General features: G+C 71.3%; 11 protein-coding genes. 3 read left to right on the forward strand and 8 right to left on the reverse strand.

What is annotated here, in order from left to right:
- Nucleotides 1-35 precede the first annotated feature (35 nt).
- Nucleotides 36-164: a SapB/AmfS family lanthipeptide gene (locus ACZ5XZ_RS01655; protein WP_468973478.1), complete on the reverse strand. Its 129-nt coding sequence runs from the start codon at nucleotides 162-164 to the stop codon at nucleotides 36-38.
- Nucleotides 165-227: 63 nt separating this feature from the next.
- Nucleotides 228-2,834 (reverse strand): class III lanthionine synthetase LanKC, encoded by a 2,607-nt coding sequence (gene lanKC / locus ACZ5XZ_RS01660; protein ID WP_468973480.1) that lies wholly within the window; start codon nucleotides 2,832-2,834, stop codon nucleotides 228-230.
- 803 nt (nucleotides 2,835-3,637) lie between these two features.
- Here lanKC and ACZ5XZ_RS01665 point away from each other — a divergent pair.
- A complete protein-coding gene (locus ACZ5XZ_RS01665) occupies nucleotides 3,638-4,645 on the forward strand; it encodes a hypothetical protein (protein ID WP_468973482.1) in 1,008 nt (335 codons plus the stop codon).
- 60 nt (nucleotides 4,646-4,705) lie between these two features.
- Here ACZ5XZ_RS01665 and ACZ5XZ_RS01670 read toward each other — a convergent pair whose 3' ends face one another.
- The 5 genes from ACZ5XZ_RS01670 to ACZ5XZ_RS01690 all read right to left on the reverse strand — a co-directional run bounded on the left by ACZ5XZ_RS01670 (nucleotide 4,706) and on the right by ACZ5XZ_RS01690 (nucleotide 9,569).
- Nucleotides 4,706-6,538: an ABC transporter ATP-binding protein gene (locus ACZ5XZ_RS01670; RefSeq protein WP_468973484.1), complete on the reverse strand. Its 1,833-nt coding sequence runs from the start codon at nucleotides 6,536-6,538 to the stop codon at nucleotides 4,706-4,708.
- Nucleotides 6,539-6,542: 4 nt separating this feature from the next.
- Entirely contained in the window at nucleotides 6,543-6,959 is a 417-nt protein-coding gene (locus ACZ5XZ_RS01675; RefSeq protein ID WP_468973486.1) for a lasso peptide biosynthesis B2 protein, read from the reverse strand.
- 155 nt (nucleotides 6,960-7,114) lie between these two features.
- Entirely contained in the window at nucleotides 7,115-7,372 is a 258-nt protein-coding gene (locus ACZ5XZ_RS01680; protein WP_468973488.1) for a lasso peptide biosynthesis PqqD family chaperone, read from the reverse strand.
- Nucleotides 7,373-7,386: 14 nt separating this feature from the next.
- The gene (locus tag ACZ5XZ_RS01685; protein WP_468973490.1) at nucleotides 7,387-9,306 is read right to left on the reverse strand and encodes a lasso peptide isopeptide bond-forming cyclase; all 1,920 of its coding nucleotides are present in this window, start codon (nucleotides 9,304-9,306) and stop codon (nucleotides 7,387-7,389) included.
- A 155-nt stretch (nucleotides 9,307-9,461) separates the two neighbouring features.
- A complete protein-coding gene (locus ACZ5XZ_RS01690; RefSeq protein ID WP_468973492.1) occupies nucleotides 9,462-9,569 on the reverse strand; it encodes a keywimysin-related RiPP in 108 nt (35 codons plus the stop codon).
- Nucleotides 9,570-10,101: 532 nt separating this feature from the next.
- On the opposite strand from ACZ5XZ_RS01690, the gene ACZ5XZ_RS01695 reads away from it, so the two are divergent.
- Nucleotides 10,102-11,727, forward strand: coding sequence for an amidase (locus ACZ5XZ_RS01695; RefSeq protein WP_468973494.1), 1,626 nt, complete (start codon nucleotides 10,102-10,104; stop codon nucleotides 11,725-11,727).
- 127 nt (nucleotides 11,728-11,854) lie between these two features.
- Here ACZ5XZ_RS01695 and ACZ5XZ_RS01700 read toward each other — a convergent pair whose 3' ends face one another.
- A complete protein-coding gene (locus ACZ5XZ_RS01700) occupies nucleotides 11,855-12,337 on the reverse strand; it encodes a MarR family winged helix-turn-helix transcriptional regulator (protein WP_468973496.1) in 483 nt (160 codons plus the stop codon).
- A 112-nt stretch (nucleotides 12,338-12,449) separates the two neighbouring features.
- On the opposite strand from ACZ5XZ_RS01700, the gene ACZ5XZ_RS01705 reads away from it, so the two are divergent.
- Nucleotides 12,450-13,190 (forward strand): dienelactone hydrolase family protein, encoded by a 741-nt coding sequence (locus ACZ5XZ_RS01705; protein WP_468974151.1) that lies wholly within the window; start codon nucleotides 12,450-12,452, stop codon nucleotides 13,188-13,190.
- Nucleotides 13,191-13,437 lie beyond the last annotated feature (247 nt).

Genomic DNA, 13,437 nt, shown 5'->3' on the forward strand with positions numbered 1-13,437 from the left:
CGCTACGGGACCTGGGGCCCCGCGGCGACCGGCAGTCAGTTACAGGTGGTCACGCTCAGGCTGCTGTCGCCGCAGAGCAGCAGGCTCGCGCGGCTGCCGGTGTGCAGCTCGTCGGTGACCTCGGGCTTGGGGGTCTCCATCGTCTGCAGGTCGAGAAGCGACATGAGGATTCCTTTCGATATGGGGACGGGGATGACTTTCGTGTTCGACCCCGGTCGGGGCCGGCTTCAGGGCCGCCGGAGCGGCGGGAGGAAGGGCAGGTGCACGGGCTTGTCGTGCAGCGCGCTGCCCAGGGCGAGCAGACATCCGGCCGTGCCGGTGCTCAGGTCCATCGAGAGCCGCATCATCTGCTCACCGGCGAAGGCCAGATGCCCTTGGTAGGGGACGGCGCCCCAGGAGAGGGAGTCGATCTGGCGGCGCAGGTCCGCGGCGTCGGTGCCGGGTCCCGGGGCGGTGGTCCGGCTCAGATACAGCACCATGCCGGCGGCACCGCGGAACAGCCCCGGCTGGGCGTAGAACTTTGCCTGCGCGGCCCGCACTATCTCGGCCCGCGCCGCCGCGAAGCCGTCATCGGGCCGATGGGAGAGGTAGTCGTCGAGCACCATCCCGATGCCCACACTGCCGGCGCCGAGGTAGGGCATGGTCCGCCAGCCCTCGTCGACCTGGAGGGTCCCCGCCGCGCTCCGCACGCAGCGCGCCAGGTCGCGTCGCAGGGCGTCCCCGGCCAGATCCAACAGCGCGCCGTCGCCGGTGCGTTCGTACAGCCGCAGGAAGAGCAGCGCGGCACCGCTGTCGCCGTGCAGCAGCCCGGCCCGGGCGGGGCCGGGGCCTTCCCCGGCGGTCGTCCGGCCGAATCGATCCGCGACCAACTCGGCGCAGCGCAGGGCCTGTTCCCGTAATCCGGAGGCACCGGCGGAGTCGGCGAGCCCGTCCAACGCCAGCCCCACACCGGCCAGTCCACCGTGCAGGTCGGGTCCGATGTCCTGCCAGCTCTGCGCCGTGACCAGATCCATCAGGTCCAGGGCCCGTGCGTGGTGCCCGAGCCGGTCGAGGACCCAGGCGACGCCGGAAAGGCCGTCGTAGAAGCCGACGGGACTGCCCGAGGCGGGTGCCTTCGTCCGCTGCAGCAACCACTCCTCCGCCTGCGGACATCGCTCGGCGCCCGTCGCGGCGAGGGCGTACAGCACGCCGGCCGCGCCGTAGGCGAAACAGGTCCCGCCGCCGGAGAGGGCGAACTGGGCGATATCGCCGGGAAAGAGGCGGTCCTCCCGTGCCGGGGTGGCGGAGGCCAGTACGGCGCGGACGGCGGAGTCCCGGCTGCGGGGCCAGTCCGCGAGCGGAACCGGCAGGTAGTCGTGCCCGTTCCCGCCGCCCGCAGTGCCGTTCCCGACCGTGCCCGCGGCGCCTCGACCACCACGCAGAATCTCGTCGACCGCCGCGTCGAGGAACTCGACCGGCACCGGAAACTGCTCGGCGGCGATCCGCGCCAGATGCCGGCTCTTGGCCCGGTCCACCGCGAACAGGCTGGTCAGCGGCAGGAACAGGGCCAGCCGCAGACAGGCCAGGGCATAGCGGTCGACGTCGGGCCCACGGCGGTCGGCGGGGGCCACGAATCCCGGGTTGGCGATCACCTGCCGGCTGCCCGGGTCATCGATGGAGGCGGCCTCGAAGTCCAGTAGCACGACCGAGGATTCGTCCTCGGAGAGCATGATGTTGAACAGATGGAGGTCGTTGAAGACCACGCCCCGGGCGTGGATCGCCTCGACGGCCTCCTCCACCAGCCGGTGCACGCGCAGTGCCCATTCGGTGTACTCGGCCAGTCGCTGCGGACTGGGATCGGACTCGATCAGCGGATGCCGATGCGCGAAGAAGCTGTTGAGCGGACGCCCCTCGATGTGCTCCAGCACCAGGAAGGTGTGCTCGCCGAGCGTGAACCAGTCCAGCACCTCGGGGGCGCACCCCAGCCCGGACAGCCGCCGCAGGGCGTCCCGTTCCCGCGCCAGCCGGGTCACTGCGTCCGCTTCGTCCGCGGCCAGCCCGGCGTACTGACGTCCCTCCTTCAGCACCACACGCCGCTGGGTCCGCAGGTCCCGCCCGACGTACACGCCGCCGCCGTTGGAGAAGTGCAGCGCCCGCTCGATGGCGTACGGGAGGTCGGAGACGGTGGTGGCGGAGCGCGCCTCCAGATGCGGCTTGAGGAACTCCGGAAGCGAGACCCACTCCGGAACCCGGAACGCGGGCTCCCGGCGGTCGGGAACGAGCTGCCCCCGGTCGTCCTCCACGGCAGGGCACAGCTCGCCCTTGTCGTCGTAGCAGTGCCGCTCGGTGAAGCCGCCGTAGCGCACGTACACCGGCCCGGCGCCCCAGCGCAGATCACTGAGGATGTACGGGCCGGGCTCACCGGCCAGCAGCGCATCCAGCTCCTCGGCGATGACCCGGCACTGCTCCTCGTCGGCCGGATAGACCGTGATGAACTTGCCGCTCGCGCCCCGGTCGGTGTACTTGGCGTTGCGGATGTGCAGCAGATACCGGCTCGGCATGCACTTGAAGGCCACCGAGCGGGGTACGCAGTACTCCCAGACCTTCGTGAGCACCCGCTCGGCGTTGTCGAGGCAGGCCGATATATGAATCTTCCAGCCCTGAGAGGGCAGTTCACGGTCGAGTGGCCGGAACGCCAGCCAGTCACCCGAGCGGTGCCGCTGCCAGCCGTCCGGCAACTCCCGCTTCAGCACCGGGTACTGGCCGCTGCGGCCCTGGGCGTCTTCGGGCAGCCGGTGCGGAGCGTCGTAGAACTGGCGGTCAGCGTCGCAGAAGACCGCGTATCCCTTGTTCATCCCACTCCCTCGGCTGGTGACACCACGACGCTGTCACAGCCGCGGAGGCGTGAACCAGTCATGAGTGTCACGAAGAGATCGTGAGAAATTCACGTTTTGTGTGAAGGGAAGCGGTCGAGCCGCCGACAGTCCCTCCTGCGAAACCCCGACATCCCGACGCCGAGGGAACCGGGACCGGTCGGCTGGCGTTGTTCTCTACGCACCCTGCAGGAGAAAGGGAGCCGACCACAGATGAAACGCCGAGAGGCATACGCGAACAGACGTCTCTTACGCACCCTCGTCGCCGCCGGAGCACTCATCGCCATGGCGGGTTGCGCACACGCAGCTTCCGGGAAATCCGATTCCGTACGGCCCACGGACTCCGCCCGCTCCTCCCCGACGGCGGGCGGGGCGGCGGGAGGCGCGTCAGGCGGAGAGCAGTCCGGGGGCGGCGTGCAGGGGAGCGAGCCCACCAAGGGCGATACCGGCCAGGGCAACACCGTTGGCGGCGGCCCGAGTTACGGCGGAGACCCGGTGCCGCCGGTCAAGTCGCCACCCAAGGGGCATGGCAGGCCCCCGGCGGGCGGCGGCGTGGATCCGTCCGGCGGCGCCGACGGGGGCGGCGGAGACGTGGGCGGCGGGGTCGGAGGAGGCGGGAACGAAGGCAGCGAAGGCCAGACGGGCGGCGAGACCTGCCCGCCCTCCGGCGGCTCGCCCTCCCCGTCCGAGGCGACGAACTCACCCTCCCCGCCCGAGGCGACGGGCCCGGCCTCCCCGGACAACACCCCCTCGCCGAGCGGGACCTGCCCCTCGCCGTCCGGCACATGAGCGGTGACCCGGCGCCCCCGCCCTCCGCGCCACCCTCGGCCCCTTCCACCCCCGCCGGCGAGGAACGTACGGCGACCTCCCTCCTCGGCGGCGTCATCGCCCAGGCCTCCTTCCTCGTGGCCGTCATGTACTTCCTGGGCGCGGTCTATCTGACGGCCTACTACAGCTACTTTCGCGTCGACTCCTTCAACCTCGGCTTCGGATTCGCGGAGACGGCGATCCAGAGCCTCAATGTCGTCACCGCTCCACTGGCGATCGTCTGTGTCCTCACGGTCCTGATACTCCGTCACTTGGCTACGACCCCAGCCCCCGCACGGGCCGCGCAGCCGGAAACCGACCAGACGCACCAGGAACGCCTCATCCGCGCACTGCAGCGCGCCCTGCGAGCCGTCGCCCGGGCTCACCTCTGCATCGTCGGAGCCGGCCTGGTGCTCCTGCTCCTCTGGTCCTGGCTCGGCGGCTTCAGATGGACGGCGCCGCTCGTGCTGGGAGCCGGCGTGCTCCTCGGCCAGATCCCATGGGCCCGTAGCCGGGCCGGAGACGGGAACACCGCGGTACCGCCCGACACCGACGAGGGCATCGCGGTGCCCTCCCATCCCGTGCTGCCCAGAGTGTGGAATCGGGCGGTACCGGTCTTCACGGCCGGTCTGCTGGTGATGTGGGGGCTCAGCCTGGGCACCGCCGGGCTGGGCGAGCGGGAGGCCCGGCAGGCCGCCGCGAACCTCGTGCGCCGGCCCGCCGTCGTCCTCCTGAGCACCGACCGGCTCAGCCTGGCCGGGCCCGGCGTGGAGGTGTCGGACCTGGGCACCAAGGTCCACTACCGCTACCGATACACCGGCCTGCGCCGCCTCATCGAACGCGACGGCCGCTACTACCTCCTCCCCCTCGGCTGGAACCACCGGACCGGCCCCACCTACGTCATCCACGAAGGCGACGACCTGCGCGTCGAACTCTTCCCCGGCATCCAGGACGAGTGCGGTGCCTGGTGCACAGCCACCCCCTAGGGGGCTGTGCACCAGCGGCTTCTTCGTCCGCCCAGGTAGCACGGCTGCCCAGAACGGCAACTACCGACCGAGCAGCTGAGTGCGCGCCAGCTCACCGTAAAGGGCATCGCCTTCCATGAGCTGGGCATGGGTGCCGACCGCCCGTACCCGACCCGCCTCCATCACCACGATCCGGTCCGCGCTGGTCACGGTGGAAAGCCGGTGGGCGACCACCAACACCGTCGTGTCGAGGGCGGTCTCGGTGATCGCGTCGCGCAACGCCGCCTCGTTGGCCGCGTCGAGCTGGGAGGTTGCCTCGTCCAGCAGCAGCAGCCTCGGCCGACGCAACAAGGCGCGGGCGATCGCGACACGCTGTCGCTCGCCACCGGAGAGCCGGCTGCCCCGATGGCCGACGTCGGTGTCCAGACCGCGCGGCAGACGGTCGGTCAGTACATCCAGGCGGGCCATCCGCAGGACCCGGGCGAGTTCCTCGTCGCCGGGCTCGACGGTGCCCAGGGTCAGGTTGTCGCGCAGGGTGCCGGCGAGGACGGGGACGTCCTGCTCGACATAGCCGATCGATGCGCGAAGCCGGGGCAGAGACCACCGCCGTACGTCCTCACCGTCCAGGAGCACGCGACCGGCCGCAGGCTCGTAGAAGCGCTCGATCAGGGAGAAGACCGTGGTCTTGCCGGCGCCGGACGGGCCGACGAAAGCGGTCAGCCCGCGCGGGGGAACGGAGAAGGTGACCTCGTGGTGGACGAGGGGCAGTCCGGGGCGGTAGGCGAAGCACACCTGATGGAACGCCACGCCGACGGGTCGCCCGCCGCATTCGGAGGCCGCCTTTCCGTGCGTCGCTTCCCGCTCTCGTACGGGCTCCGCTTCCAGCTTCTCGACGTCCAGCCGCTCGATGTGTTCGATACGGGCGGCCGCCGCCGATCCGACCTGGAACTGGCCGACGCCCTCGGCCAGTTGGCCGATGCGAGGAGCCAGCGCGAAGAGGTAGAGGAGGAAGGCGACGAGCGTGGAGACGCTGATGGCGCCGGAGGAGACGCGGGCGCCCCCCACCCCGAGGACGACGAGGAAACTGACCTGGACGACGACCGCCGAGGCCGTCGCCGACACCGCTTCCCACGCCGCGGCCCGTACCCCGGTCCGGCGGGCTTCCTCTGCCACCCGGTGCAGCGCCGCGGCCTCCCGGCGTTCGGCGCCCGACGCCTTGACCGTACGGAACGCTCCGAAGACCCGCTCCAGTGCGGCTCCGATCTGTCCCACCGACTCCTGGGTGCGCCGGGTGGCGCGGCCGATCCGCGGGGCCACGACCGCGACGATGACCGCGACGACGGCGATCACCGCGAGGGTGACGCACAGCAGCACGGCGTCGAGCAGCCCCATCATGACGACCGTCGCCGCGGTGACCAGGGTGCCGGTGACCGCCGCGGACACCGCCTGGGGAACGGCCTGGCGCAGCACCGCCGTATCGGAGGTCACGCGGGCGATCAGATCGCCCGGCTCGGTGCTCTCCACCACCGGCACCCGCAGCCGCAGAAGCCGCTCGGTCAGCCGGCGCCGAGCGGTGTACACCATCGACTCGGACGACCACTGCAGCACATAGTGCCCCAGCCCTACGAGGAGCGCCCCGGCCACCACCAGCAGACTGAGCACGATGACCGGCCAGGCCTCGGGCTGCCCACGGCTCATACCGTCCATCACCCGCTTGGCCGCCAGCGGTTGGGCGAGCCCCATGACGCTGCCCGCGAGCCCCAGTCCGACGCCCACGGCCATCCGCCCGCGCTGCCGGCGCAGATGCGCCGCGAGGGCCCGGTGCCCCGACCTCGCGCCGACCGGGTTCCCACCCGTCCGGGAGCGGCCGCCGGGGCCGGTGCGAGGGGTCTCGACGGAGGGTGCCGCGGTCATCGGTTCACTCCACGGTGAAGAAGCGCTGGAAGTAGTCGGCCGAGGCGCCCTCGCCGACCAGGACCCCCTCGGCCTCCACCCAGGCGTGCGCCGCGAACGGCGGGCGGCTGCGCACGCCCACGCACCAGACGGGCCACTGGCCGTACCAACGGCACAGCAGGACGGTGGCCAGAGACCTGGTCAGGCACCCTTTGTGGCCTCCCGCGGCGAGACTCACGGCGAGCACCGTCTCCCGCGCCGTGCTCGCCTCGGCGAGGGTTGCGGGCCTCGCGCCGCGGCGCAGCCGGCGCAGGACGGCGCGAATACGGCCGGGTGGCTGGGTGGCGAGCAGATGGGCACCGCACACCACCACCCGAGCCAGGAAACGGCGGGCCGGTGGAACGGAGCGCGGGCGGTACGGGACCACTTCCGGCGTCGACATGCGTGGCTCTCCGGTCTGGGCAGACAGGCCCGGGTCGGCCGGGCCTGGACGGACGAAGTCGCCGGATGGCCCCGATGGCACGGGTGGATCCGACGGGCGGAGCGGTGGGGCCGGCCGAATGGCTTGTGCACCGGCAGGTTCCGGGCCCGCTGCGCTCAGGACGTGACGAGTCCGGCCGAGCGCAGCTCGTCGACGATGCGGCCGACGTCCTCCGTGGCCAGCTCGACATCGACGTTGTCGTAGCGCGCGGTCAGGATCTCCACCGCACGCTCGGGGCCGTAGCCCTCCGTGAGGGTCTGCAGAACGAGGGCGGCCGTCGGATTGAGTGTCCAGTACTCGGCGCTCTCCTGGTCCAGCAGCGCCACACCGTACTCGGTCTCGGTCAGCAGGACACCGGGCTTCAGGGCAAACACGGAATTCACCACTCTCAGGTCTCGCGGTGGGCGGTGGGCAGGGCCGACGGGCTGGCGGGGGCGGGTTCCCGGCCGTGTCGCGTTGCTGCCCGGCCGATGGTCGACGGTGTCAACTCCCGGGAGCGCAGCCAGACTTCGCAGGCGATGGTCGGGTGCAGCCGATAGCTCTCCGTCTCCGCGGCCAGAGCACGACGGCACCATTCGCGCAGGATCCGCTCGTCGACGAGACCGAGCCGGGCGAGCCGGGAGTCCTCGCACAGCGTCAACAGGCCCTTGCGGTGCTCGCGCAGACCCGCTTCCTCCTCGTACGTGGCGTTCGCCTTGGTGTCGCGAGTGCGGCTGGCCTCCGGCACGACTCCGCGCATGGCCTCGACGATGAGCGGCTTGTACCGCCACGGCGTGATCCGCTCCTGCGGTCGGACGGCGAGGGCCGCCTCGATGACGCGGGCGTCGTAGTAGGGCGCGCTGACGCCGATGCCCAGTGGGGCGGCCATCTGACCGATGTGCCGCGTCCATTGGGAGATGCCGTCCATCGCGACCAGCTCGCGGTGTTCGCCATGTCCCCGGCCCCGGGGCCGGACGTCGGACAGCTCCGCACAGAGCAGCTCGCGTACCGTGCGGACGGCGTCCGGGGTGGCCCAGGGCGGCATCCGGGGCGGAACCGCCCAGCCGAGCAACGGCTCGCCTTCAGGTACCGCCGGTTCGGTCAGATCGCGTGCCACCCGCCGAAGCCACGTCCGGTAGGGGCTGCGGTCCAGGAGCTGGCGCAGTACGCCGCGTCGCGACCATCGGTATTTGGCGGCGTACCCCCGTACCGCCTGCCAGGCGACGAGGGGATGGGTGCGCAGCAGCGCATGCAGACGGGCGGGCGTACCGGCCAGCAGTTCGTCGCCGCCCAGGCCGGTGAGATGGAGGCCGGAACCACGGGCCGCCGCCAGTTCCACGATGCCCATACGGCGGTTGCGGTCGACGGTGAGGATGCTGGGCGTGTCCAGGACGTCCTCCAGGGCATCGATCCTGTCGAAGGTCATGGCCACGTCCTGGGCCGGGATGATGTGGTGTTCGATGCCGTGCAGCGCCTCGACGGTCCGCCTGGCCCAGTACACGTCGTCGCCGGCCTCGTCGTGGATCCCGGCGGTGTAGGCGACGACTCGGGTCCCCGAGCGTGCCGCCGTACAGCACACGGCCGTGGAGTCCAGCCCGCCCAGGTCCGACGTCACCAGGTCGCGCCCGCGGATTCGCACCTCGATCGCTTCGTCGAGGGCCTCTCTCAGGCGCCCGGCGCCGACGGCGAGGGGGACGACGGGGTCGGGCGGTGACCACCACCGCCTGGTGTGGACCCGGGCGTCGTGGTGGATCGTCAGACAGTGCCCGGCCGGTACGGCGTGCAGACCGCGCCACAGTGGGTCGCCCGCGCGGGGGTACGGTGCACCGAGCATCTCAAGTGCGATGCGGCGCTCGTCCAGTTCGGCACCGACCAGCTCGGCGAGGACATCGGCCCGGTCGGACGCCAGGCTCACCGGTCCGCGGCCAGACGTCTCGGCCCGGGTGTGGAACACCCGGCGCAGGTCGACCACGCCGGCCCGCACCGATACCCGGTCCCCGCCGCTGACGACCAGATGGAAACTGCCGGGCCAGTCGGCCGCGCGGTCCCATGGCGTCGGCGGGCCGGCGTCAGCCGCCGCCGCGGCCCGCTCCGCCTCCCGCGCGGTGACGGCATGCTCCCCGAGCACCGCGACCCGCGTCCCCCCGTACGTCCCCGTCACAACTGTCCCCGGTGCCCATCGGCCCACCAGCCAGGGGCGGCCCGATGCATGGGTCAGGCTCCGGTCCGCGTAGGAGAGCGCCTTGACAGCGAGAGCCCCGGCCGCGTCGGTGTCGGGCAGGACGACGAACCAGGAGGGTACGACCTGGAGCGACAAGGACTGGTCCATGGGCTACGGCCTTCGGTCGGTGACACTCGGAACAGAGAGGCGGAACAGAGAACGGGTGGCGGCCGGCTGCCGCCACCCGATGACCGGCCCGGCTCGGCGGCTGGGTCCGGTGCACGCTGCGCCCCGGACCGCTCAGCGGTCGCGGGTGGCCTCGGTCAGAGGAGCTGCTTGCCGCCGAGGACGTCCTTCGGGCCGGTGTTCTTGAGGCCGGTGACCTTGCGGAAGCTGCCGGCCTTGGTGAGGGTGGGGCGCTCGTACGTCATGATCGTTCTCCTTTTTCCTGGGGACGGTGTACACAACAGGCGCCTGTGCAGCGGATTTCGAGCAACTCCCGGGACGGAAATTGCGAGCGGTGAAATCCGCGGCACAACGATAAGTAGGAAAACCTCAAAAAAACAACGACGGGCTTACGGCATTGAGTGGTACTCAGAGGGCGTGCAATTCCGGTGCACTACAGCTGGGCGTCCCCTTGCGCCCTTGCGCCCTCGACGGGTGCGGGTAGTGAGTTCGCGAAATAACGTTTTTTCGGCGACCTGCCCAGTGCCGGGAACGGAGATATCCGTCCCGTCCGGAATAAGCACGAACAGAGAGTCGATAATTCGAAGAATCATCCGCCTCGGGTGTTCGAATCCGGGGAACACCGCGAGGCGATCGGCGCGATGGAAAGTTCCGGACCGGCTCACCGCGGGGCATGGGGCCCCGGCTACGGGCAGGTCCGGAGAGCGCGAGGGACGGCGGCGCGAAAGGCTCTTGTTCCGGGCCGCCGGCCTGTAGTCGGCTGACCTCATGAGGAGCATGAGGAAGCGGAGCACCGCCACGCTGATCACTGCCCTGGTCGCGGTTTCCCTGTGCACCGGCGCACCGGGCCCGCGTGCGCAGGCCGCGGGATCCGGCGCCGATACCCCGCCACCAGCCGGCCGGGCCCCACAACTGGGCGTCGATCTCGACACCGTGACGATCCCTCGGCTGCAGGCGCGCATGGCGGACGGCTCGCTGACCTCGTCGGCACTGACCACGGCCTATCTGTGGCGGATCAGGACCGTCGACCCCGAGATCAACGCGGTGCTGCGCACCGACCCGACGGCCCTGCGCCAGGCGGCCGCCAGCGACGCCAGGCATCGGAGCGGCGCCACCCGCGGCCCGCTCGACGGCATACCCGTCCTGCTCAAGGACAACGTGCACACCCGGGACATGCCCACGACTGCCGGGTCGCTGGCGTTGGCCGGCAGCCCACCGGACGCCGACGCCGTCCTGGTGGCCCGGCTGCGGGAGGCCGGGGCGGTGATCCTCGGCAAGACCAACCTGTCCGAGTGGGCGAACTTCCGTGCGGCGAAGCCGACTTCAGGGTGGTCGGCGGTGGGTGGCCAGACCCACAACCCCTATGTCCTGGACCGGAATCCGTGCGGGTCCTCCTCCGGTTCGGCCGCCGCGCTCGCCGCGTCGTTGGCGCAGGTGGCGATCGGGACCGAGACGGACGGCTCCATCGTGTGCCCGGCCGGGATGAACGGGGTGGTCGGCCACAAACCCAGCCTCGGCCTCGTCAGCCGGGCCGGTGTGGTCCCGATCTCCGCCGAGCAGGACACCGCGGGGCCCATGGCGCGCAACGTGATCGACACCGCGCTCACCCTCTCGGTGCTCAGCGGAAGGGACACCTCGCACCCGGGCGGTCCAGGAGGCCTCCCCGACGAGCTGACGCGCTCCACCGGCCTGCGCGGCAAACGGATCGGCCTGTGGCGACTGCCCTCGCTCGGTGCGGAGGTGGATGCGCTGATGACCCGTACCGCGGCGAAGCTGCGCACCGCGGGAGCCGAGGTCGTCGAGGTGACACCCCCGTACCAGAAGCGTCTCGCCGCACTCGAATTCCCGGCGCTGCTGAGCGAGTTCCACCGGGACATCGATGCCTACCTCGGCACGCGCGACGGGCCGCAAAACCTCGCCGGGCTGATCGAGTTCAACCGTTCCCACCCGGCGGAGCGCACCTGTTTCGCCGGTCAGGAGCTGTTCGAGCGGGCCCTCGTCGCGCCTTCCACCACCGACCCGGAGTATCGGGCCAGGCGTGCCGAGTTGACGGACCTCGCCCGGCGCTCCTTGGACGAGACCATGGCCGCCCATCGGCTGGACGCCATCGCCTCGCCGACGAACCCGCCCGCCTGGACGACGGACTGCGCGCGGGGCGACAACGACGTCATCCCGTCCTCGACCCCCGCGGCCGTGGCCGGTTACCCGTCCTTGTCGGTGCCCGCCGGGTTCGTCGACGAGCTGCCCGTGGGGCTGCTCCTGATGGCGGGTGACCGCGAGGACGCCGAACTCCTGTCGCTGGGGGCCGCGGTGGAGCACCGACTCGACGCCTGGCGAGCGCCGCGCTATCTGCCTTCGGTGGGGGCAGACACACCTACGGCAGGGACCGGCGCCGCCCGGTGATCCGTTCGGTGAGGCACCCCCGGACAGGGACCGCCCGGAAGCCGCGGGGCAGGTCACTGCGCTGCCCGGCTGGCCCAGGTCGACGTGTGACCGGGTCGGCCGGGAAGGCCGGCCAGGGCTCAGCGGGTCAGGAGGCCTGGGTGTGGTGGTCCAGCAAGCGGGTGAGCAAGTGCACGAACTGGTCGCGTTCGGCCGGACTCAGTGGCGCGAGCAGGTCGTCGTGGAGGTCGTCCAGGACCTTGTCGAGGCGGCGCAGGCGGCGGCGGCCCAGGGCGGAGATCGTGATGATGTTGCGGCGCCGGTCGTCGGGGTCGGGCGCCCGCTCGACGAGGTCACGCTCGGCCAGTTCGTTGAGCACGCCGACCATGTCGCTGCGGTAGATGCCGGTGCGTGTGCTCAGCGCCGCCTGGCTGCCCGGCCCGAAATCCTGCAGTGAGGCGAGCACCGCGTAGTGCCACTTGCGGGCGTCGATCCGGGCCAGCCCTTCGTTGATCAGCCGGTCCGAGCGCGCGGTCAGCTGCGACAACAGACGGCTCGCCCGTCGACGCAGCCTGTCGGGCGTCTTGGGCGCGTCGTCGTCGGGCAGGTCCGCGGCTTCGGCTCTGATCATGGCGCCGATCCTACCCGTTGCGTTAGTGAGACTAACGATGTACGTTCGCCCGTGCCGAGAACGTTGGTGAGACTAACGTTGCCTCGGCGAACTTCAGGAAGGAACATCCGCCATTCCCACCGAGATCAAGTCGCTGCAGATTCCCACCACGGACGGCCGTGCCGACGCCTTCGCCGCCTACCCCGACGACGGCGAGCGGCACCCAGGCGTGCTGATGTACGGGGACGCCTTCGGCATCCGGCCCGTACTGCGGGAGATGGCCCGCGAACTGGCCGGGCACGGGTACTACGTGCTCGTCCCCAACTTCTTCTACCGGCACGGCCCGGCACCGCTGATCGAACTTCCCGAGCACATCGGAGAAGAGGCCCGGCCCGCGGTCATCGCCCAGGTGATGCCCTTGGTCGAGGCGCACACCGCCGAACGCGTCCTGAGCGACGCCGACGCCTACCTCAGGTTCCTCACCGCCCAGCCCGAGGTCGGCGCCGGACCGGTCGCGGTGACCGGTTACTGCATAGGCGGCCTCCTGGCGATGCGCACCGCCACGGCCCACCCCGGCCGGGTGGCCGCCGTCGCCGCGTTCCACGGCCCCGTGGGCGCCGACGGGCCCGACAGCCTCTCCAAGCTCACCGCCCAGGTCCACTTCGGCCACGCCGAAACCGACCTGACGCCCGAGACCCTCGGCGAGCTCAACCAGGCCCTGGACGCCGCGGGTGTCGACTACACCTCCGAGATCTACCCCGGCACCGTCCACGGCTTCACCATGTCCGACACCGACGCCTTCAACCCCTCGGCACTGCAACGCCACTGGGACCGCCTGCTCCCCCTCCTCGGTCGCACCCTGACCAGCAGCTGAGGCCCCCGAGGCCGCCGACGAGCAGGCCGTACCGGTTCACCGGCCTGCTCGTCGGCCCCGAGGGCGCCGTCCGGCTCACAACCACCCGGACAGCACAACCGAATCTCCGCGTCGCACCCGGCGCATCGCGTTAGCCTCGATCCCGTGGGCCATGGGGCGGTGAGGCGCGTGCCGCGACGGAGCGCGGAGATTCCTGACCGCCTTTCAGGCAGCTGCCTGTGTGTCACTGCCGCTTCCCGGTGCGCAA

This window comes from Streptomyces sp. NPDC033270 (genome assembly GCF_055576575.1).

Bases quoted from the DNA above. Each gene is read 5' to 3' on its own strand.
- ACZ5XZ_RS01675 (WP_468973486.1), bottom strand. From the start codon at position 6,959: ATGTCGACGCCGGAAGTGGTCCCGTACCGCCCGCGCTCCGTTCCACCG.
- ACZ5XZ_RS01655 (WP_468973478.1), bottom strand. From the start codon at position 164: ATGTCGCTTCTCGACCTGCAGACGATGGAGACCCCCAAGCCCGAGGTC.
- ACZ5XZ_RS01690 (WP_468973492.1), bottom strand. From the start codon at position 9,569: ATGACGTACGAGCGCCCCACCCTCACCAAGGCCGGCAGCTTCCGCAAG.
- ACZ5XZ_RS01685 (WP_468973490.1), bottom strand. From the start codon at position 9,306: ATGGACCAGTCCTTGTCGCTCCAGGTCGTACCCTCCTGGTTCGTCGTC.
- lanKC (WP_468973480.1), bottom strand. From the start codon at position 2,834: ATGAACAAGGGATACGCGGTCTTCTGCGACGCTGACCGCCAGTTCTAC.
- ACZ5XZ_RS01700 (WP_468973496.1), bottom strand. From the start codon at position 12,337: ATGATCAGAGCCGAAGCCGCGGACCTGCCCGACGACGACGCGCCCAAG.
- ACZ5XZ_RS01695 (WP_468973494.1), top strand. From the start codon at position 10,102: ATGAGGAAGCGGAGCACCGCCACGCTGATCACTGCCCTGGTCGCGGTT.
- ACZ5XZ_RS01665 (WP_468973482.1), top strand. From the start codon at position 3,638: ATGAGCGGTGACCCGGCGCCCCCGCCCTCCGCGCCACCCTCGGCCCCT.
- ACZ5XZ_RS01670 (WP_468973484.1), bottom strand. From the start codon at position 6,538: ATGACCGCGGCACCCTCCGTCGAGACCCCTCGCACCGGCCCCGGCGGC.